Annotated in this window: 20 protein-coding genes; 6 read left to right on the top strand and 14 right to left on the bottom strand. The window is 69.3% G+C overall.

All coding sequences use genetic code 11. The features are described from left to right. Nucleotides 1-837: a tRNA (adenine-N1)-methyltransferase gene (locus ABW16_RS22130; RefSeq protein WP_047321351.1), complete on the bottom strand. Its 837-nt coding sequence runs from the start codon at nucleotides 835-837 to the stop codon at nucleotides 1-3. Nucleotides 838-902: 65 nt separating this feature from the next. Between ABW16_RS22130 and ABW16_RS22125 the strand changes: the two genes are divergently transcribed. Then, the gene (locus tag ABW16_RS22125) at nucleotides 903-1,715 is read left to right on the top strand and encodes a RecB family exonuclease (RefSeq protein ID WP_082134283.1); all 813 of its coding nucleotides are present in this window, start codon (nucleotides 903-905) and stop codon (nucleotides 1,713-1,715) included. Beyond that, a complete protein-coding gene (locus ABW16_RS22120) occupies nucleotides 1,712-2,497 on the top strand; it encodes a thioesterase family protein (RefSeq protein WP_047321369.1) in 786 nt (261 codons plus the stop codon). The genes ABW16_RS22125 and ABW16_RS22120 overlap by 4 nt, the downstream gene beginning before the upstream one ends. Nucleotides 2,498-2,502: 5 nt before the next feature. Here the strand turns inward: ABW16_RS22120 and ABW16_RS22115 are convergent, their stop codons facing one another. From ABW16_RS22115 to metH, 5 genes are all read right to left on the bottom strand, one after another. Then, nucleotides 2,503-2,985 carry a DUF4126 family protein gene (locus tag ABW16_RS22115; RefSeq protein ID WP_047321368.1) on the bottom strand — a complete coding sequence of 161 codons (483 nt, stop codon included), beginning with the start codon at nucleotides 2,983-2,985 and terminating at the stop codon, nucleotides 2,503-2,505. A gap of 70 nt (nucleotides 2,986-3,055) precedes the next feature. Beyond that, nucleotides 3,056-3,916, bottom strand: coding sequence for an ATP phosphoribosyltransferase (gene hisG, locus ABW16_RS22110; protein WP_047321349.1), 861 nt, complete (start codon nucleotides 3,914-3,916; stop codon nucleotides 3,056-3,058). Nucleotides 3,917-3,918: 2 nt separating this feature from the next. Beyond that, nucleotides 3,919-4,200, bottom strand: coding sequence for a phosphoribosyl-ATP diphosphatase (locus ABW16_RS22105; RefSeq protein ID WP_046284100.1), 282 nt, complete (start codon nucleotides 4,198-4,200; stop codon nucleotides 3,919-3,921). Between the two features lie 79 nt (nucleotides 4,201-4,279). Next, on the bottom strand, nucleotides 4,280-5,002 hold the full coding sequence (locus tag ABW16_RS22100; protein WP_047321367.1) for an HAD family hydrolase: 723 nt from the start codon (nucleotides 5,000-5,002) through the stop codon (nucleotides 4,280-4,282). Nucleotides 5,003-5,017: 15 nt separating this feature from the next. Then, nucleotides 5,018-8,767 (bottom strand): methionine synthase, encoded by a 3,750-nt coding sequence (gene metH / locus ABW16_RS22095; RefSeq protein ID WP_047321348.1) that lies wholly within the window; start codon nucleotides 8,765-8,767, stop codon nucleotides 5,018-5,020. 201 nt (nucleotides 8,768-8,968) lie between these two features. Between metH and ABW16_RS22090 the strand changes: the two genes are divergently transcribed. Continuing rightward, nucleotides 8,969-9,835 carry a PAC2 family protein gene (locus tag ABW16_RS22090; RefSeq protein ID WP_047321347.1) on the top strand — a complete coding sequence of 289 codons (867 nt, stop codon included), beginning with the start codon at nucleotides 8,969-8,971 and terminating at the stop codon, nucleotides 9,833-9,835. 19 nt (nucleotides 9,836-9,854) lie between these two features. Here the strand turns inward: ABW16_RS22090 and ABW16_RS22085 are convergent, their stop codons facing one another. The 8 genes from ABW16_RS22085 to ABW16_RS22050 form a co-directional block, all read right to left on the bottom strand. Next, nucleotides 9,855-10,733, bottom strand: coding sequence for an SDR family oxidoreductase (locus ABW16_RS22085; protein WP_047321346.1), 879 nt, complete (start codon nucleotides 10,731-10,733; stop codon nucleotides 9,855-9,857). Between the two features lie 29 nt (nucleotides 10,734-10,762). Further along, a complete protein-coding gene (gene mshC / locus ABW16_RS22080) occupies nucleotides 10,763-11,998 on the bottom strand; it encodes a cysteine--1-D-myo-inosityl 2-amino-2-deoxy-alpha-D-glucopyranoside ligase (protein WP_047321366.1) in 1,236 nt (411 codons plus the stop codon). Nucleotides 11,999-12,022: 24 nt separating this feature from the next. After that, nucleotides 12,023-12,808 carry a 3'(2'),5'-bisphosphate nucleotidase CysQ gene (locus tag ABW16_RS22075; protein ID WP_082134282.1) on the bottom strand — a complete coding sequence of 262 codons (786 nt, stop codon included), beginning with the start codon at nucleotides 12,806-12,808 and terminating at the stop codon, nucleotides 12,023-12,025. A 70-nt stretch (nucleotides 12,809-12,878) separates the two neighbouring features. Beyond that, nucleotides 12,879-13,706 (bottom strand): SCO1664 family protein, encoded by an 828-nt coding sequence (locus ABW16_RS22070; protein ID WP_047321344.1) that lies wholly within the window; start codon nucleotides 13,704-13,706, stop codon nucleotides 12,879-12,881. Further along, nucleotides 13,690-14,283: a DUF3090 domain-containing protein gene (locus tag ABW16_RS22065; RefSeq protein ID WP_047321343.1), complete on the bottom strand. Its 594-nt coding sequence runs from the start codon at nucleotides 14,281-14,283 to the stop codon at nucleotides 13,690-13,692. Before ABW16_RS22065 ends, ABW16_RS22070 begins: the two co-directional genes overlap by 17 nt. Before the next feature lie 61 nt (nucleotides 14,284-14,344). Further along, nucleotides 14,345-15,031, bottom strand: coding sequence for a histidine phosphatase family protein (locus ABW16_RS22060; RefSeq protein WP_047321342.1), 687 nt, complete (start codon nucleotides 15,029-15,031; stop codon nucleotides 14,345-14,347). Beyond that, the gene (locus ABW16_RS22055) at nucleotides 15,028-15,882 is read right to left on the bottom strand and encodes an undecaprenyl-diphosphate phosphatase (RefSeq protein ID WP_047321365.1); all 855 of its coding nucleotides are present in this window, start codon (nucleotides 15,880-15,882) and stop codon (nucleotides 15,028-15,030) included. The genes ABW16_RS22060 and ABW16_RS22055 overlap by 4 nt, the downstream gene beginning before the upstream one ends. Nucleotides 15,883-15,927: 45 nt before the next feature. After that, nucleotides 15,928-16,221 carry a hypothetical protein gene (locus ABW16_RS22050; RefSeq protein WP_047321341.1) on the bottom strand — a complete coding sequence of 98 codons (294 nt, stop codon included), beginning with the start codon at nucleotides 16,219-16,221 and terminating at the stop codon, nucleotides 15,928-15,930. A 100-nt stretch (nucleotides 16,222-16,321) separates the two neighbouring features. On the opposite strand from ABW16_RS22050, the gene ABW16_RS22045 reads away from it, so the two are divergent. Genes ABW16_RS22045 through ABW16_RS22035 form a run of 3 tightly spaced genes read left to right on the top strand, consistent with a single transcriptional unit; the run spans nucleotide 16,322 to nucleotide 18,721 of the window. Next, nucleotides 16,322-17,386, top strand: coding sequence for a YncE family protein (locus ABW16_RS22045; RefSeq protein ID WP_412178224.1), 1,065 nt, complete (start codon nucleotides 16,322-16,324; stop codon nucleotides 17,384-17,386). After that, nucleotides 17,383-17,649 (top strand): DUF5703 family protein, encoded by a 267-nt coding sequence (locus ABW16_RS22040; protein WP_047321340.1) that lies wholly within the window; start codon nucleotides 17,383-17,385, stop codon nucleotides 17,647-17,649. Before ABW16_RS22045 ends, ABW16_RS22040 begins: the two co-directional genes overlap by 4 nt. 4 nt (nucleotides 17,650-17,653) lie before the next feature. Next, nucleotides 17,654-18,721 carry a quinone-dependent dihydroorotate dehydrogenase gene (locus ABW16_RS22035; RefSeq protein ID WP_047321339.1) on the top strand — a complete coding sequence of 356 codons (1,068 nt, stop codon included), beginning with the start codon at nucleotides 17,654-17,656 and terminating at the stop codon, nucleotides 18,719-18,721. The last annotated feature ends 189 nt before the right edge of the window (nucleotides 18,722-18,910 follow it).

The raw sequence follows: 18,910 nt of genomic DNA, 5'->3' as shown, positions 1-18,910 counted from the left end.
CTACGGGCGTCCTCGTTTGCGTCCCAGCCGGGTCGGGGTGACGGTGTCCGGCGCCAGCCGGCGGGCGCAGACCAGGAATGCGGTGTGGCCGCGCATCGCGTGCTGGGGGCGAACCGCCAAGCCGACCACGTTCCAGCCGCGCTGCATCGTCTCCCAGGACCGCGGCTCGGTCCAGCACTGCTGCTCGCGCAGCGCCTCGTTCACCTGGGACAACTGGGTGACGGTAGCCACGTAGATCACCAGCACCCCGCCGGGGATCAGCACCCGCGACACGGCTTCCAGTACCTCCCAGGGCGCCAGCATGTCCAGCACCACCCGGTCGATCGACGCGTCGGGCAGGTCGCAGTCGGCCACATCGCCCATCACCAACTGCCAGTTGCCCGGCTGGTGGCCGAGGAAGGTCTCGACGTTGGCGCGGGCGTGCACGGCGTGGTCGTCGCGCAACTCGTAGGAGATCACCTTGCCCTCCGGCCCGACCGCCCGCAGCAGCGACAGCGTCAGGGCTCCCGACCCCGCCCCGGCCTCGAGCACCCGGGCGCCGGGGAAGATGTCGCCTTCGTGGATGATCTGAGCGGAGTCCTTGGGATAGATCACCTGCGCACCGCGCGGCATCGACATCACGTAGTCGACCAGCAGCGGCCGCAGCACCAGGAACGGGTCGCCGTTGGCGGACTTGACCACGCTGCCCTCGGGCAGCCCGATCACCTCGTCGTGCGGAATGGCCCCGCGGTGGGTGTGGAAGTCACCGCCGGGGACCAGCACCGTGGTGTAGCGGCGCCCCCTGGCGTCGGTGAACTGGGCCCGATCGCCCGCCTGAAAAATCCCGGATTCGGACACAGCCGTCCACCCTACGCAGCGTGTTCGCGAAGGGTTGTCGGTGCATGCCCGTAGGGTTCGCAAGTATGAGCAAGCCTGCGTTATCCCCGTCGCGGGCGGCCGACTTCAAACAGTGCCCGCTGCTGTACCGATTCCGGGCCATTGACCGGCTCCCGGAACCACCTTCGGCAGCGCAACTGCGCGGCTCGGTGGTGCACGGCGCACTGGAGCGGCTCTACGCGCTGCCCGCATCACAGCGCGATCCCGCGACCGCCCGGGAGCTGGTGACCCCGGCCTGGGAGCACCTGATCAGCGCCTCCCCGGGCTTGGGCGCCGGGCTGGACGCCGAGCAGCTCATGGCCGAGGCACGCAGACTGCTGGCCGGCTACTACCGGCTGGAGGATCCCCGCCGGTTCGATCCGCAGAGCTGTGAGCAGCGGGTCGAGGTCGAGCTGACCGACGGCACCCTGCTGCGAGGCTTCGTCGACCGCATCGACGTCTCCGCGACCGGAGCGTTGCGGGTGGTCGACTACAAGACCGGCCGGGCTCCGTCGGCCACCGGGCGGCTGTCCGAGGCCGCCGAATCGAAGGCACTGTTCCAGATGAAGTTCTATGCGGTGGCGCTGCTGCGGTCCCGCGGTGTGCTGCCCGCACGGTTGCGGCTGATCTATCTGGCCGACGGGCAGCTGCTGGACTACTCCCCCGAGCACGCCGAGCTGCTGCGGTTCGAGAAGACCCTGATCGCGATCTGGCAGGCCATCCAAAATGCCGGGGCCACAGGAGATTTCCGTCCCCAGCCGTCACGCTTGTGTGACTGGTGCGCGCACCGCGCACTGTGCCCGGCGTTCGGGGGGACCCCGCCGCCCTACCCCGGCTGGCCGGCCGACAGCGCGGCATGACCGGCAGCTACTACCGACGCGCGGGCGGTTCCGGCCCCGATGACGTGGTCTACGAATCCACTGACCTGACCCGCAGCAACTGGGGCCAACTGCAGCACGGGTCTCCTCCGCTGGCGCTGCTCACCCGCGAGATCGAGCGGCTGCTCGACGGATCGGGTCAGCGGATCGCCCGACTGAGCCTGGACATCCTGGGGGCGATACCGGTGGCCCCGGTGCGGGTTCGGGCCCGGGTGCAGCGGCCGGGCCGGCGGATCGCCCTGCTGGAAGCCGAGATGCTCACCTGCGACGACGACCGGCCAGTGGCACGGCTGAGCGCGTGGGCGCTGGCCACCTCCGACAGCACCGCGGTGGCCTCCGACCGGCACGCGCCACTGACCAGCGGGCCGTCGTTGCCGCCGCCGGAGTGGTTCGCCCAGGCCAGCGGGTATGCCCAGTCGGTGCGCTGGCGTGTCCAACCGGACGCACCCGACGGCACGGCGGTCGCATGGTTGAGTCCGCGGGTGCACCTGGTGGACAGTGAGCCGACCACCGCCCTGCAGCGGCTGGCGATGGTGGTGGACTCCGCGAACGGCGTCGGCGCCGCGCTGGACGTCAACGAGTACATGTTCATGAACACCGACACCGTCGTGCACCTGCACCGGCTGCCGACCGGAGCGGACTTCGGCCTGCGCGCCCGCGCCTCGATCGGGCCGGACGGCGTGGGCGTCACCAGCGCGGAGCTGTTTGACCACGACGGATTCTTCGGAACGTCAGCGCAAGCACTACTGGTGCAGCGGCGCTGACCGGATCAGACCACCGCGGTCAACGCGGCGATCGCGAGTCCGCCCAGCACCGCGATGCTGTCCTCCATCAACGCGATCGGCAGATCGTGGCCGCCGTTGGCGGCGACCAGGCGCTGCCGAATCCCGAAACCGACCAGGGTGCCGATCACCGCACCGATGATGCCCGCGCCGAGCGCAGTCCAGGTGTAGTTCCAGGCCGTGCCGAGCACCGCGCCGGCGAACCCGCCCAGCACGATCCGCGCGGCGAACTGCATCGGCACGGTGCGCGCCGGCGTGCTGGGCAATTGGTCGGTGATGAACTCACCAACCGCCAGTGCCGTCAGGACGGTGACGGTCGCCGGATGGCTCAGCCACTCGGCCCACGTCCCGTCCAAGTTGATCCACTGCAGGGCTGCGGCCCAGGCCATGACGGCCGGCGCGGTGAACGCGCGCAGTCCGGCAACGGCGCCGATGAACAGCGCGAGCACCAGCACGATGAAATGCGTCACCACTACCTCCCGGGCCAGTCGAGTCGACCACCGGACGCTAACACGGCAACGCCTCAGCTACCGGGACTGTTCAAAATCGGCAGAATCTGATGTCCGAGGCGAGGATCGCCTTGGCTCCGATCGCGGCCAACTCGTCCATGATGGCGTTGACCTCGCGTCGCGGCACCAGCGCGCGCACCGCCGCCCAGTCCGGGTCGGCGAGCGGGGCGATCGTCGGCGACTCCAGACCCGGGGTGATCGCGGTGGCCTGGTCGAGCACCTCTCGCGGACAGTCGTAGTCCAGCATCAGATACTGCTGCCCGAACACCACGCCCTGCACCCGGGCGGCCAATTGGTCGCGGGCGCTGGCGGTCTGCGCGCTACGACCATTGGCCTCCGCGCCCTCGATCAACACCGCTTCCGAATCGCAGAGCGATTCACCGAAAGCCACCAGCCCGTGCTGGCGCAGGGTGCGCCCGGAACCCACCACGTCGGCGATCGCGTCGGCCACCCCCAGCTGGATCGAGATCTCCACCGCCCCGTCGAGCCGGATGACGGTGGCCTCGATTCCCTTGCCGGCCAGATCCTTGCGGACCAGATTCGGGTAGGCGGTCGCGATCCGCTTGCCGGCGAGGTCCGCGGCGACCCAGTCCCGCCCGGCCGGAGCGGCGTAGCGAAACCGCGAAGAGCCGAAACCCAGCGCCAACCGCTCGGCCACCGGCGCCCCGGACTCGGCTGCCAGATCCCGTCCGGTGATCCCGAAGTCGAGTTCCCCCGACCCGACGTAGATGGCAATGTCCTTGGGCCGCAGGAAGAAGAACTCGACCTTGTTGGCCGGATCGATGACCGTCAGGTCCTTGGCGTCGGTACGGCTGCGGTAGCCGGCCTCCGACAGCATCGCCGCGGCAGCCTCACTGAGCGCCCCCTTGTTGGGGACGGCGACACGCAACATGCTCACAGCTTCCCGTAGACGTCGGACAGCGTCAGCCCGCGCGAGATCATCAGCACCTGGGTCCAATACATCAGCTGGCTGATCTCCTCGGCCAGGTCCTCGTCGGACTGGTGTTCGGCGGCCAGCCACACCTCGCCGGCCTCCTCCAGGATCTTCTTGCCGATCGTGTGCACACCGGCATCCAGCGCCGCCACGGTGCCGCTGCCGGCCGGCCGGGTCGCGGCACGCTCACCGAGCTCGGCGAACAGCTCCTCGAAGGTCTTCACGAGCAGCGATTGTTTCATGTCCGGTCAGGGGCGGTCACGGCAGTTTCGCTCCGCAGGGGTTCGGCTACCGCCGCGAGCGTGCACAGATGTACAGGTTTTACGGCGTGTCGGCGTGCAGACGCGCACTCTCGCGGGGAAGGGGAAGGGGAAAAGGAAACGGGGAAGCGAGCTGGGCGCAGATTTCGTGCAGGTCACTCAGCCCGAGCCCGGTCAGGGACTGCACCTGGTGACGCCGAGCGCCGGCCGGCACCGGCACCGCATTGGGCACGACCAGCACCGCGCAACCGGCCGCCTCGGCCGCGGCGGCACCCGTCGGTGAGTCCTCCACGGCCAGACACCAGCGCGGATCCAGGTTCAGCAGCTCGGCGGCACGCAGGTAGGGATCCGGCGCCGGTTTGCCCGAGGGCACCTCGTCACCGCAGACCACGGCTGCGAAATAGTGCCTGCCGATGCTGCCCAGCGCCCGCTCGGCCAGCATCCGCGGGGTGTTGGTCACCAGGGCCGTCGGCATCGCCGCGGCGGCCAGCTCGTCGAGCAGCTCCCGGGCGCCGTCGCACCAGGGCAGGCCCGCGTCGAACAGCTCACCGGTGTAGTCGTGCAGCCAGCGCGCCGAGGCCGCCATCTCCGCCGGATCGAGCGGCAGCCCCAGGTCGTCGTAGACGATCCGCATGGTGTTCTCCGCGCAGCCGCCGACCGTTGACGCCCGGACCTCCGGAGTCAGCACCCCTCCGAGGCGGTCGTAGAGGGCGTCCATCGCGACGTCCCACAGCTTCTCGGAGTCGACCAGGGTGCCGTCCATGTCGCACAACACCGCGCGCAACACCGCCAACTGAGCTCAGTCCTCCGGGTTGTAGCCGAGGTTGGAGGCGAGCCAGCGCTCAGCTTCGGCCAGGGTCCAGCCCTTGCGCTTCGCGTAGTCGGCGACCTGGTCCTGGGCTAACCGGCCGATCACGAAGTACTGCGACTGCGGGTGCGAGAAGTACAAGCCGCTGACGGCGGCACCGGGCCACATCGCCATCGACTCGGTCAGCTCGATGCGGGTCCGCTCGTGGACGTCCATCAACTTCCAGATCGTCGCCTTCTCGGTGTGCTCCGGGCAGGCCGGGTAGCCCGGGGCAGGACGGATGCCCTGATACTTCTCGGCGATCAGCGCATCGTTGTCCAACTGCTCATCGGGCTGGAATCCCCAGAACTCCTTGCGAACCCGCTGATGCATCCGTTCGGCGAAGGCCTCCGCCAGCCGGTCGGCGACCGACTCCAGCAGGATCGCGCTGTAGTCGTCGAGGTCTGCCTTGAACTCCGCGATCTTCTCGCCGCTACCGAGCCCCGCCGTGACGGCAAAGGCGCCGATGTAGTCCGCCAGACCCGTCTCTTTGGGGGCGATGTAGTCGCCCAGCGACCGGTTCGGGATGCCGGCCCGGTGCTCGCCCTGCTGGCGCAGGTTGTGGAACATCGTCAGCACCTCGGTACGGGTCTCGTCGGTGTAGACCTCGACGTCTTCGCCCCCCGAGCCCACTGTGTTAGCGGGGAAGAACCCGATCACCGCGTTGGCCGTCAGCCACTTCTCCTCGATCAGGGTGTCGAGCATCTGCTGGGCGTCGTTGTACAGCTTGCGGGCAGCCTCGCCCGAAGCCGGGTTGTTGAGGATGTCGGGGAAGCGCCCCTTCATCTCCCAGGCGTTGAAAAACGGCTGCCAGTCGATGAACTCGCGCAACTCAGCGAGGTCGTAGTCAAGAAACTCCCGCACGCCGAGACCCTGGACGGGTACCGGTGGCGTGTAGCCGTCCCACTCGATCGGCGTCCGGTTCGCGCGGGCCTTCTCCAGCGGCACCATCGGCCGCTCGTTCTTCTGAGCGTGCCGTTCCCGCAGGGACGCGTAGTCGGCCGCGGTCGACTCCAGCAGGGCCGACCGCTGCCTGTCGTCGAGCAGCGCGGCCGCGACCGGAACGGAACGCGAGGCATCTTTGACCCAGACCACCGGACCGCTGCGACGCGGCGCAATCTTCACGGCCGTGTGGGCACGCGAAGTGGTCGCGCCGCCGATCAGCAGGGGGATCTCCAGGCCTTCACGCTCCATCTCGGCGGCGAAGCCCGCCATCTCCTCCAACGACGGGGTGATCAGGCCGGAGAGGCCGACGATGTCGGCGTTGTATTCCTTGGCCGCAGCCAGGATCTTCTCGGCAGGCACCATCACACCGAGGTCGACGACGGTGTAGTTGTTGCACTGCAGCACGACCCCGACGATGTTCTTGCCGATGTCGTGGACGTCGCCCTTCACGGTCGCCATCACGATCGTGCCGTTGGTGTGCTCGGCTTCACCGGGCTGCTTCTCCGCCTCGATATACGGCAGCAGGTACGCCACGGCCTTCTTCATCACCCGGGCAGACTTCACCACCTGGGGCAGGAACATCTTGCCCGCGCCGAAGAGGTCGCCGACCACATTCATACCGTCCATCAGCGGGCCCTCGATCACCTCGATCGGGCGACCGCCCGCGGCGGCGATCTCGGCCCGCAGCTCCTCGGTGTCGGTCTCGACGTCGGCGTCGATGCCCTTGACCAGTGCGTGCGTGATCCGCTCGCGAACCGGAAGGCTGCGCCATTCGGCCGCCGCGGGATCTTCAGCCTTCTCCGCGGAGTTGAACCGTTCGGCGATCTCCAGCAGCCGCTCGGCGGCATCGGGGCGCCGGTTCAGCACGACGTCCTCGATGCGGTCCCGCAACTCGGCGTCGATCGAGTCATAGGGCACCAACGCACCGGCGTTGACGATCCCCATGTCCAGGCCGGCCTTGATGGCGTGGAACAGGAACACCGCGTGGATCGCCTCGCGGACCGGGTTGTTGCCCCGGAACGAGAATGACACGTTCGAGATGCCGCCGGAGATGTGCACCCCGGGCAGGTTCTCCTTGATCCAGGCGCAGGCCTCGATGAAGTCGATCCCGTAGGTCGCGTGCTCCTCGATGCCGGTCGCCAGCGCGAAGCAGTTCGGGTCGAAGATGATGTCCTCGGCCGGGAAGCCGACCTGCTCGGTCAGGATCCGGTAGGCGCGTCCGCAGATCTCCTTGCGGCGCTCCAGGTTATCGGCCTGCCCCTGCTCGTCGAAGGCCATCACGACGACGGCGGCGCCGTACTTGCGGCACAGCCGGGCCTCGCGGATGAACTTCTCCTCGCCCTCCTTCATGGAGATCGAGTTGACGATCGGTTTGCCCTGCACGTTCTTCAGGCCCGCCTCGATGACCTCCCATTTGGACGAGTCGATCATCACCGGCACGCGGCTGATGTCCGGCTCGGACGCAATCAGTTTGGTGAACCGGTCCATCGCGGCGACGCCGTCGATCATGCCTTCGTCCATGTTGATGTCGATGACCTGCGCACCGACCTCGACCTGCTGCAGCGCGACCGACAGCGCGGTGTCGTAGTCCTCGGCCTTGATCAGGTTGCGGAACCGGGCGGAGCCGGTGATGTTGGTGCGCTCACCGATATTCACGAACAGGGAGTCGTCGGTGATGTTGAGCGGTTCCAGACCCGAGAGGCGGGTGGCCACCTCGATGGTGGGCAGCTCGCGCGGCGGCTTGCCCTCGACGACCTTGGCGATCTCGGCGATGTGCGCCGGCGCCGTTCCACAGCAACCCCCGACCATGTTGACCAGGCCCGCGTCGGCGAAGTCCGCGATGTAGGAGGCCTGAGCCTCCGGCGACTCGTCGTACTCGCCGAATGCGTTGGGCAGGCCGGCGTTCGGGTAGCAGGAGATGTAGGTGTCCGCGATGCGCGCCATCTCGGCGATGTACGGCCGCATCTCCGGCGCGCCCAAGGCGCAGTTGAGGCCCACCGCGATCGGCTTCGCGTGCCGGATCGAGTTCCAGAACGCCTCGGTGACCTGACCCGACAACGTACGCCCGGAGGCATCGGTGATGGTGCCGGAGATGATGACCGGCCAGCGTCGTCCGCGTTCCTCGAACAGCGTCTCGACGGCGAACACCGCTGCCTTGGCGTTCAGCGAGTCGAAAATCGTCTCGATGAGCAGGATGTCCGCGCCACCGTCGACCAGGCCGTTGGCGGCTTCGAGGTAGGCGGCGACCAGCTGGTCGTAGGAGACGTTGCGGGCACCGGGGTCGTTGACGTCCGGTGAGATCGACGCCGTCCGCGTCGTCGGCCCGAGCGTACCGGCCACGTAGCGAGGCTTCTCGGCAGTGCGGTATTCGTCTGCCGCCTTGCGGGCCAGGGCGGCACCGGCATAGTTCAGCTCATAGCTGAAGTCCGCCATGTCGTAGTCGGCGAGCGAGACCGCGTTCGCGTTGAACGTGTTGGTCTCCAGGATGTCGGCGCCCGCCTCGAGGTACTCGCGGTGGATGCCCTCGATGATCTGCGGTTGCGTCAGGGTGAGCAGGTCATTGTTGCCCTGCAGCGCGGTCGGCCACTCGGTGAACCGGTCGCCGCGGTAGCCGGCCTCGTCCGGGCGGTCCCGCTGAATCGCCGTGCCCATCGCGCCGTCGATCACCATGATTCGCCGGCGCAGAGCAGCCGTCAGCTCGTCGGTGCAGTCAGGCCGGATGTTGGGCGCGAAGATTTCGGCCTCGGGGGCGGTCATGCGGGCTCCTTCCGTGGCGGAAGGCGTCCTTAACTCTGCCGAGCGTGGCGGTTACCGGCGGGACCGGCGAACCGTTGCAACGCCTCTCGACGGGGAAAAGTCTACGTGGTCACCCAGCGTCGAGACGAATGCCCCGACGAACAAGCCGACTCAGCCGGTCCGTGGGACCCGTGATCTTTGTGCAGGCCTTACCCTGGCCTTGTGACCCGACCGGATGACGGCGCTGCCCTTCCCGAACTGCACGACACCATCGTCGTGGCTGCGTTCGAGGGCTGGAATGATGCCGGTGACGCGGCCAGCGACGCGGTGCAGCATCTCAACAACATCTGGGAGGCCCGGCTGATCGTCGAGATCGACGACGAGGCCTACTACGACTACCAGGTGAATCGGCCGGTGATCCGCCAGCTCGACGGCGTCACCCGGGAGCTGGTCTGGCCGTCGATGCGCATTTCGCACTGCCGCCCGCCGGGCAGCGACCGCGACATCGTGCTGATGCATGGAGTCGAGCCGAACATGCGCTGGCGGTCGTTCTGCGCCGAGCTGCTGGCGGTGATCGAAGAACTCGACGTCGACACGGTGGTGATCCTGGGCGCACTGCTGGCCGACACTCCCCACACCCGCCCGGTGCCGGTGTCGGGGGCGGCGTACTCGGCGGAGTCGGCCACCCGCTTCGGGTTGACCGAGACCCGCTACGAGGGCCCGACCGGAATCACCGGGGTGTTCCAGGACGCCTGCGTGGCGGCCGGGATTCCGGCGGTCACCTTCTGGGCGGCGGTGCCGCACTACGTCTCGCAGCCACCCAACCCCAAGGCAACGGTCGCCCTACTGCGCCGCGTCGAGGACGCCCTGGACATCGAGGTTCCGCTGGGCGACCTGCCGGCCCAAGCCGAGGAGTGGGAGCTGGCGGTCAGCGAGATGGCCAGCGAGGACGACGAGATCGCCGACTACGTGGCCTCCTTGGAGGAACGCGGCGACGCCGAGGTCGACATGACCGAGGCACTGAACAAGATCGACGGCGACGCGCTGGCCGCCGAGTTCGAGCGCTACCTGCGGCGCCGGCGGCGCTGAGCCGCCGGGCTCACGCGGGCTACTTTTCTTTTTCCCGGGCCTCGTTGTAGGCACTGGTGGAGCGGCCCAGCGCGGCGACTTCGGCGTCCATCTTCGGCACGATGGTGGCGGCTCCCTTGATGAACGGGCCTTCCACCGGCCGCAGCGTCAGCACCGGCTTGAGCCAGCGGAACACCCCCACCCAGCGCGGGCAGTAGACGCGGCGACGACGGCCCTCGATGCCGGCGACGAAGGCGTCGACACATTTGTCGACCGAGGTGGTCTTGTTCAGCGGCCACGGCAGCTTGGCCAGCATCTCGCCGAAGGCCCCCAGGTCGGCCTTGGTGTCGCGGACCAAGGGAGTGTCGATCCAGGCCATGTGCGCCGAGCCGACCTCCACGCCCTGGTAGGCGACCTCCTGGCGCAGCGCGCTGGCGAAGTGCTCGACCCCGGCCTTGGCCACGTCGTAGGAGGCCATCCCGGCCAGCGGACTGAACGCCGCCAGCGAGGACACCACCAGCACATAGCCGCGACGCTCGATGACCGCCGGCAGCGCGGCCCGCACGGTGTTGAACACCCCCATCACGTCGACGTCGATAACCCGCTTGAACGTCTCGGGGTCCACATTCAGCACCGACCCGTAGCTGGCGATGCCGGCGTTGGCGACGACGGTGTCGATGCCGCCGAACCGCTGCTCGGCCTGCGCGACCACCGACTGCATTGCGGCCAGATCCCGCACGTCGGCGACGGCGGTCAGCACCCGGTCACCGAGGTCATCGGCCAGCTTGTTGAGGGCGGCCGCATCCAGGTCGGTCACCACCACCGAGGCGCCCTGGGAGTGCAGCCGGCGGGCCAGCTGCTCGCCGATACCGTGCGCGCCACCGGTGATGAAAACGACTTGGGAGTGAATCGAAGACATGCGCTCAACCTACCCCCGCCGTGGGTGGCCTACAGCGCCACTCCCAGCAGCGCATCGACCGCGGTGGCCACCAGCCGCGGTGCGCTCGTGTCGTGACCGCCGTACTCCAGCGCGTCGGTCGTCCAGCCGTCCAACGCGGCCAGCGCCTTGACGGTGTCCAGGTCATCGGCGAGATAGCGACGGACCCGGGCGATGACGTCGTCGGCAGCGGGTCCGGCCGGTAGCGCCGTCGCGGCCCGCCAGCGGTCCAGCCTCGCCTCGGCAGCTGCGAGGGTCGCGTCGTCCCAGAACCGGTCGCTGCGGTAGTGCTCGGCCAGCAGGCCCAGCCGGATCGCGGCCGGCTCGGTTCCCTGGGCGCGCAACTTGGAGACCAGCACCAGGTTGCCGCGGCTCTTGGACATCTTGTGCCCGTCCCAGCCGATCATCCCGGCGTGCACGTAGTGCCGAGCGAAACGGCGCTCCCCCGTGAGGGATTCGGCGTGTGCGGCGGAGAACTCGTGGTGCGGGAAGACCAGATCGGAGCCGCCGCCCTGGATGTCGAGACCCGAGCCGATCCGGCTCAGCGCGATCGCGGCGCACTCGACATGCCAACCCGGCCGGCCCGCCCCGAACGGCGCCGGCCAACTGGGCTCACCCGGGCGGGCGGCGCGCCACAGCAGGGCGTCGAGCGGATCGGCCTTGCCGGCCCGCTCTGGATCGCCGCCGCGCTCGGCGAACAGTTCCAGCATGGTGGCGCGGTCGAACCCGGATTCGTAGCCGAACTGCTCGGTGGCGTCGGCGCGGAAGTAGATGTCGGGATAGTCGGCGTCGACGATGTAGGCCGACCCGGCGGCCAGCATCTTCTCGACGAGCTCGACCACCTCTGCTATGGCCTCGGTGGCCGCCACGTAGTCCCGCGGCGGCAGCACCCGCAACGCGGTCATGTCGGCGCCGAACAACTCGACCTGACTGGCCGCCAGCGCCTGCCACTGCACCCCGTCTCGCTCGGCGCGCTCAAGCAGCGGGTCGTCGACGTCGGTGACGTTCTGCACGTAGTTCACCTGATGGCCGGCGTCGAGCCACAGCCGGTGAATCAGGTCGAACACCAGATAGGTGGCGGCGTGGCCCAGGTGCGTGGCGTCGTAGGGCGTGATGCCGCAGACGTACATGCTGGCCGTCGGGCCCGGCGACACCGGGCGCACCTGCCGGTCGGCGGTGTCATAGAGGCGCAGCGCCGGGCCGCGCCCGGGCAGGACCGGAACGGTCGGCGCGGACCACGATTGCATGTCCACGACTGTAAAGCCCCGCCTCTACAGCACCGTTCGCCGCATCGCGTCCAGCAGGATCGGCGCCACATCGGGCCGGCACATCAGCAGGTCGGGCAGGTAGGGGTCGGGGCGGTTGTAGCGCAACGGCGACCCGTCGATTCGGGACGCGTGCAACCCCGCCGCCAGCACCACCCCGGCCGGGGCAGCCGAATCCCACTCCCACTGCCCGCCGGCGTGCAGGTAGGCGTCCACGTCGCCGCGCACCACGGCCATCGCCTTGGCGCCCGCCGAACCCATCAGCACCGGATCCACCGGCAACACCTCGCGGATCAGCCGTACCACCGCGGGCATCCGGGAGGCGCTGACCGCGACCCGAATGGTGTCCGGCGGCCCGGCCGGTGGGGCGGGCCGGGCGACCGTGTCGGTGCGGAAGACGACGTTGCTTCTGTTGTCGTAGGCCGGCAGTGACACCGCGGCATCGGTGATGGCGCCAAAGCCGTCGGCGCCGCCGCGCTGCCACAGCGCGATGTGCACCGCCCAGTCGTCGCGTCCCGGCGTGGTGAACTCCCGGGTGCCGTCCAGCGGGTCGACGATCCAGACCCGATCAGCCCGCAGCCGGGCCAGGTTGTCCGGTGATTCCTCGCTGAGCACCGCGTCTGACGGGCGTGCGTCGCGCAGACGGCGGATGATCAGCTGGTTCGCGCGGCCGTCGCCGGTGTCGCCGAGGTGCCACGGCTGGGCGAAGCCCACCTCGTCACGCACCGCCAGCAAGAGCTTTCCGGCCTCGACTGCCAGTTCGGCGGCCAGCGCCGCGTCGGTCAGCGTCACGTCTGGCAGTATCCCCGACGGCGGGCGGGGCCGGATTCGCGAGTGCGGCTAGCGGGCGCCCACGCCTTGTTCAGAACGCCGGCCAGGGTATCGGGCGATGACGGTTCGGGCCGGGCATCACCGGGTGGTCCAGCAGGTCGGTCACCCGCCGGCGCAGTGCCGCGATCTCGTCGGCGGTCAGGTGCGGTTGCAGGGTTACCGCCAGCGGGCCGTCCAGCGCCACCAGCAGCCGCGACAGCGCCGGCAACGCCTGGTCGTCCAGGTCGGCCACCGGCTTGCCCGCCCACCCCCACAGCACGGTGCGCAACTTGTCTTGGGTGTGCAGGCTCACGCCGTGGTCAACGCCGTATACGCGGCCGTCGGTGCCGCACAGCACGTGTCCGCCCTTGCGGTCGGCGTTGTTGATCACCACGTCGAAGACGGCGAGGCGGCGCAACCGGATGTCGTCGGCGTGCACCAGCGTGACCGGGTCGCCGTCGTGGCCGTAGGCCTGCAGCACCGGCAGGTAGCCCGCCGGAACGTGGTCGCCCGGAACCACGTCGACCAGGCCGGGCGCCGACGAACCGTCCTGCGCTTCGTCCTCGTCTTCGGGTTGATCCACCCAGCGCTGCACCATGCCCGGACCCGCCGGACCGTCTCGAATGATGGTGTAGGGCACCAGGTTCCAGCCCAACTCGACCGAGATCAGGTGTGCGCCGAGTTCGCGGCCGGCCAGGGTGCCGTCGGGGAAATCCCAGAGCGGCTGCTCTCCGGCGACCGGCTTGTAGACGCAGTGGACGCGGTGCTCCCCCAGCGTGGCCTGGCACAGGAAGGTGGCGTTGCTCGCCGAGCGGATGCGACCCAGGATCTCCAGTTCCCCGGAGTGCAACGCCTCCCGGTCGTCAGATGTCTGCGTCATCGGGCTCATCGTCGGGCCCGAAAGCACCCCGTCGATAGCCGTTGGTGCGCACGCACATGTGACCGGCGGGGTCCAGCGGCTCGTCGCACAGCGGACACGGCGGGCGGCCGGCCGAGATGACCCGGTTGGAGCGGGTGGCGAACTGGCGCGCGGACTCCGGGGTGAGGAACACCCGCACCGCGTCCGGTCCCTCGTCGGTGTCGTCGAGCACCACCGAGGCGTCGAACTCGGCGTCACTGACCGCGAGCAACTCGACCACCACCGTCTGCGCCTCGGAATCCCAACCCAACCCCATGGTGCCGACCCGGAATTCGGCGTCCACCGGTGTGACCAGCGGGTCCAGGTCGTCGATCTCGGTGGGTTCGGGCGGCACCGGGGTGCCGAATCGACGGTTGACCTCCAGCAGCAGCGCACCGATCCGTTCGGACAGCACCGCGACCTGCTGCTTTTCCAGCACCACCGAGACCACCCGCTCGTCGTGGACGGCCTGCAGGTAGAAGGTGCGGTTGCCGGGCTGGCCGACGGTCCCGGCCACGAAACGGTCGGGGGTGCGGAAGACGTGAATTGCTCGGGACATGGCATCTCCAAAATACCGGCAGTTCAGCCGGCCGACGGTATCTGGCTTCGGCGAGGTGGGCCTAGGTGGTGGAACCGCCGACCACCGCGTCGCTTTCACCGACGGGGCCGGCCGGCGAACCCTGCACTGCGGCAGCCAACGACGATCCGGTGTGGTTGAGGTGGATCACGAAGGGGCGCAACGGCGTGTAGCGGATCACGCTCGCCGATGCCGGGTCGGCGGTGATCCGCTGAAAGCCGTCCAGGTGCACGCCGAGCGCGTCGGCGATGACCGCCTTGATGACGTCGCCGTGGGTGCACGCCACCCACAGCACATCGGCGCCGTGCTGCTCGGCCAGCTGCCGGTCGTGGTCGCGGACCGCGGTGACCGCCCGGGCCTGCACCTGCGCCAGCCCTTCGCCCTCGGGGAAGATCGCCGCGCTGGGCTGCGCCTGCACCACCCGCCACAGCGGCTCGGCGGTCAGCTCGCTGATCTTGCGCCCGGTCCAGGTGCCGTAGTCGACCTCGGCCAGCCGGTCGTCGACGAGGGGCTCCAGCCCGAAGGCGGCGGCCAGCGGTTCGACGGTGCGGCGGCAGCGCAGCAGCGGTGAGCGCACCACCGCCTTGATCGGCAGGCCGTCGAGCCGGCCGACGAGCTGGGCGGCCTGCTCGCGGCCCAGGTCGTCGAGTTCGACGCCTTCGGTGCGCCCGGCCAGCACGCCGGAGGTGTTCGAGGTGGACCGGCCGTGGCGCAGCAGGATGACGGTCATGACGAGGCCGCCAGCACCCCGGTGGCCAGCAGGACCAGGATCGTCGTCCCGACGACCACCCGGTACCCGACAAACCAGTACATGCTGTGTGACACCAGGAACTTGAGGAACCAGGCGACGGCCGCCCAGCCCACCGCGAACGCGATCAGGGTGGCGACCAGCAGTTGCGGACCGCTGGCGCTCATGCCGGCCCCTTCGGGGTGAAACGCGTCAGGCAGCGAGAACAGCCCGGAGGCGAACACCGCGGGAATCGCCAGCAGGAAACCGAAGCGGGCGGCCAATTCCCGGTCCAGGCCGGCGAACAGCCCGGCACTGATGGTGGCGCCGGACCGTGACACCCCCGGCACCAGCGCAAGTGTCTGCGCCGAACCCACCAGCACGGCGTCGCGCCACGTCAGTTCCTTGGCATGGCGGGCCTGGCGGCCGAAGTACTCGGCTGCGGCGATCACCACCGAGAACACCACCAATGCGGTGGCCACCACCCACAGGTTGCGGACCCCGGACCGGATCAGGCCTTTGAACAGCAGGCCCAGCACACAGATCGGGATGGTGCCGATGATGACGTACCAGCCCATCCGGTAGTCGGTCTCGCGGTCGGCGGGCAACCGGGTCTTGGCCAGCGCCGACGCCACCCCCGAGAGCCAGGCCGTGCCGATGCGCGCGATGTCCCTGGCGAAATAGACCAGCACGGCGACCTCGGTGCCGAGTTGGGTCACCGCCGTGAAGGAAGCGCCGGCGTCACCGGCGAAGAACAGCCGTGAGACCAACGCCAGGTGTCCCGACGACGAAACCGGCAGAAACTCGGTGAGGCCCTGGACAATCGCCAGGACAACCACTTGCGGCCACGACATCACCGTCTCGACTACCGACACGACGATGACCGTACCGGGCTGGTGTCAGCGGGTCAGACCGGATACCACGTCGCGCACCGCGGCGGCCAGGCTCCGCTCGTCGGCGACATCGATCTCGAACAGATGCCGGCTCGCGGTGGCGACCACGTCCTCGTCATGCGGGACCGGGCCGGCCAGCCGGGGCCGATAGATGTCGACCACGAGCTTCTGCTGCTCGGTGTGGAACGAGAAACTACGGCCGTCACCGACCTCGCCGAAACCACTGGCGAACGCCCCGGTCCAGATCTCCTCGATGCGGAACTCCGAACACGCCAGCTGCCAGTCATCGACCACAGTCATGGCCGCGAGGTTACACCTAAGCGAACTTATTGTTCGGCCGGACATGCGAGCTTCACCTCGCCGCCTTCCTTAGAATCGATATTTGCACCAACCCGCCACCATGACGAGCTGGAAGAGCTGCCCTGTGCCCAAGCGCGCCACCCGCCGGCCCCGCCGGTCCCTACAAGGCCTGTTGCTGCCGTTGTTGCTGCTCACAGCGTGCTCATCCAATCCCATCACCGCATCGCCGCCCACCATCGCGCCGGCCGAACCCGCCGTCTCCCCGGTCGCCGCGGTCCGGCCGGCCGGCACGGTACGGCCACTGGCCGGCCGGGCCACCGGCGCGGTTTTCGACGCGGCCACCGGACTGCTGGCGGTGCTGTCCCCCGGGCCGGACGCACAAGCCGCCGCCACGCTCGGGCTGGTCGGCGACGGGAGTCACCCGAGCGCCGTGGTCGCGTTGCCGGGGCCGGCAAGCGCACTGGCCGGCAACGGCAACGGCACGGTCTACCTGTCCGGCCATGGCGGCTACTACGCCGTCGACCTGGCCACCCGCAGCATCAAACGCGTCGACGTCGACGATGCCGCCGGTGTCGAGTTCACCGCGATCGGCCGGCGCGCCGACGGCACCATGGTGCTGGGCAGCGCTGACGGCGCGGTCTACACGCTGGCGAACGACGGCACGCGGATTGCGGAGCGGGTGAAGATCTTCGCCCGGGTCGACCAGATCGTGACCCAGGGCGATATCGCGGTGGTGCTGGACCGCGGCCAGACCTCGGTGACGACCATCGGTACCGACGGCAAGCCCCAGTACGCGCTGCGGGCGGGTCAGGGCGCGACCACGCTTGCCGCCGCTGCGCACGGGCCGGTGCTGGCGGCCGACCCCCGCAGCGGCCGGCTGCTGGTGTACGGCGTGGACCCGCTGATGCTGCACCAGGACTATCCGGTACCGCACGCTCCCTATGGACTGGCCGGGGCGGGCGGGTTTGCGTGGGTGTCGCAAACCGGGACGAACACCGTGACCGGCTACGATTTGTCCACCGGAATTCCCGTCGAGAAGGTTCGCTATCCGACCGTGCAGCAACCCAACACCCTGGCCTTGGACGAGAAGTCAGACACCTTGTACGTGGTGTCGGGCTCCGGCGCCGGGGTGCAGGTGATCGAGCGCGCGGCGAGGCCACGTTGACCGCGCTGCGGCCACGCCGACTGCCGGCCGGCTGGGACACCGAACTGTCCGATGACTATGAGTGGATTCCGCTGCGACTGCCCCCGGAGGTCACCCGGATCGGGGCGTCCACCCGGCTGTCCATCGAAGCCGAATACCGAGGTTGGGAGCTGACCCGAGTGCGGTTGTACACCGACGGGAGCAGGCGGGTGTTGCTGCGCCGCAAGAAGTCTGCCGCGAACGCGATCAGCGAGAGCCGCTGCGTCGACCAGCCGGGACTGTAGACCGATGGGTCTCTACGGCGCGGTGCGCCGCGCGTTTTTCATGGTGCCGGCCGAGCGCATCCACACCATCGTGTTCGCCGGGCTGCGCGGTGCCACCGCCACGCCACCGGCACGGCGGGCGCTGCAGCGCCGGCTCGCCCCGCACGACCCGGTGCTGGCCAGCACCGTGTTCGGGGTGCGATTCCCCGGCCCGCTCGGGTTGGCCGCCGGGTTCGACAAGGATGGAGCGGGGATAAACGCTTGGGGCGCATTGGGTTTCGGTTACGCCGAAGTGGGCACCGTGACGGCCGCGGCGCAACCGGGTAACCCGGCGCCGCGCCTGTTCCGGCTGCCCGACGACCGCGCTCTGCTGAACCGGATGGGCTTCAACAATCACGGGGCCGCCGCGCTGGCGGCCCGGTTGTCGCGGCATCAGTCCGACGTGCCGATCGGGGTGAACATCGGCAAGACCAAGGTCACTCCGCCCGAGGGCGCGGTCGAGGACTACCGCACCAGCGCCCGGCTGCTGGCCCCGCTGGCCGCCTATCTGGTGGTCAACGTCAGCTCGCCGAACACGCCGGGACTGCGCGACCTGCAGGCCGTCGAGTCGCTGCGGCCCATCCTGGCCGCGGTCCGCGCCGAGACCACCAAGCCGGTGCTGGTGAAGATCGCACCGGATCTGGCCGATTCCGACCTGGATGCCATCGCCGACCTCTGCGTCGAGTTGGGTTTGGCCGGCATCGTGGCGACCAACACCACGGTGTCACGCGACGATCTGGCAACCCCGGGGGTGGCCGAGCTGGGGCCCGGCGGCATCTCCGGGCCACCGGTGGCCCGCCGCGCGCTGGAGGTGCTGCGGCGGCTGTACGCCCGGGTCGGCGATCGGCTGGTCCTGATCAGCGTCGGCGGGATCGAGACCGCCGACGACGCCTGGGAGCGGATCACCGCCGGCGCCGCACTGCTGCAGGGCTACACCGGCTTCATCTACGGCGGCGGCCTGTGGGCCAGGGATATCCATGACGGCCTGGCCCAGCGGCTGCGCGACGGCGGGTTCGCGTCGCTGGCCGAAGCAGTCGGGTCCGCCGCCCGCTAGCGCCTACTCCCCCCGCGCGAACGTGCCCATCCCGCGCGAGCGTGCCCATCTCGCGCGAGCGTGCGTAGTAAGAGAGCTATGGCGCGTGTCGTTGAAAGTCTGGATGTAGAAGACGTCCTCCTGCTGTCGTTGACGGGCTTGGTGTCCCAAAACAGCGAGGAGGACGTCGTGGTTCAGGGTAGTGGATTG

Source organism: Mycolicibacter heraklionensis, assembly GCF_001021505.1.
GTDB lineage: Bacteria > Actinomycetota > Actinomycetes > Mycobacteriales > Mycobacteriaceae > Mycobacterium > Mycobacterium heraklionense.
The sequence above is the reverse complement of the archived record's forward strand: the minus strand, read 5'-3'. Positions and strand labels throughout refer to the sequence as shown.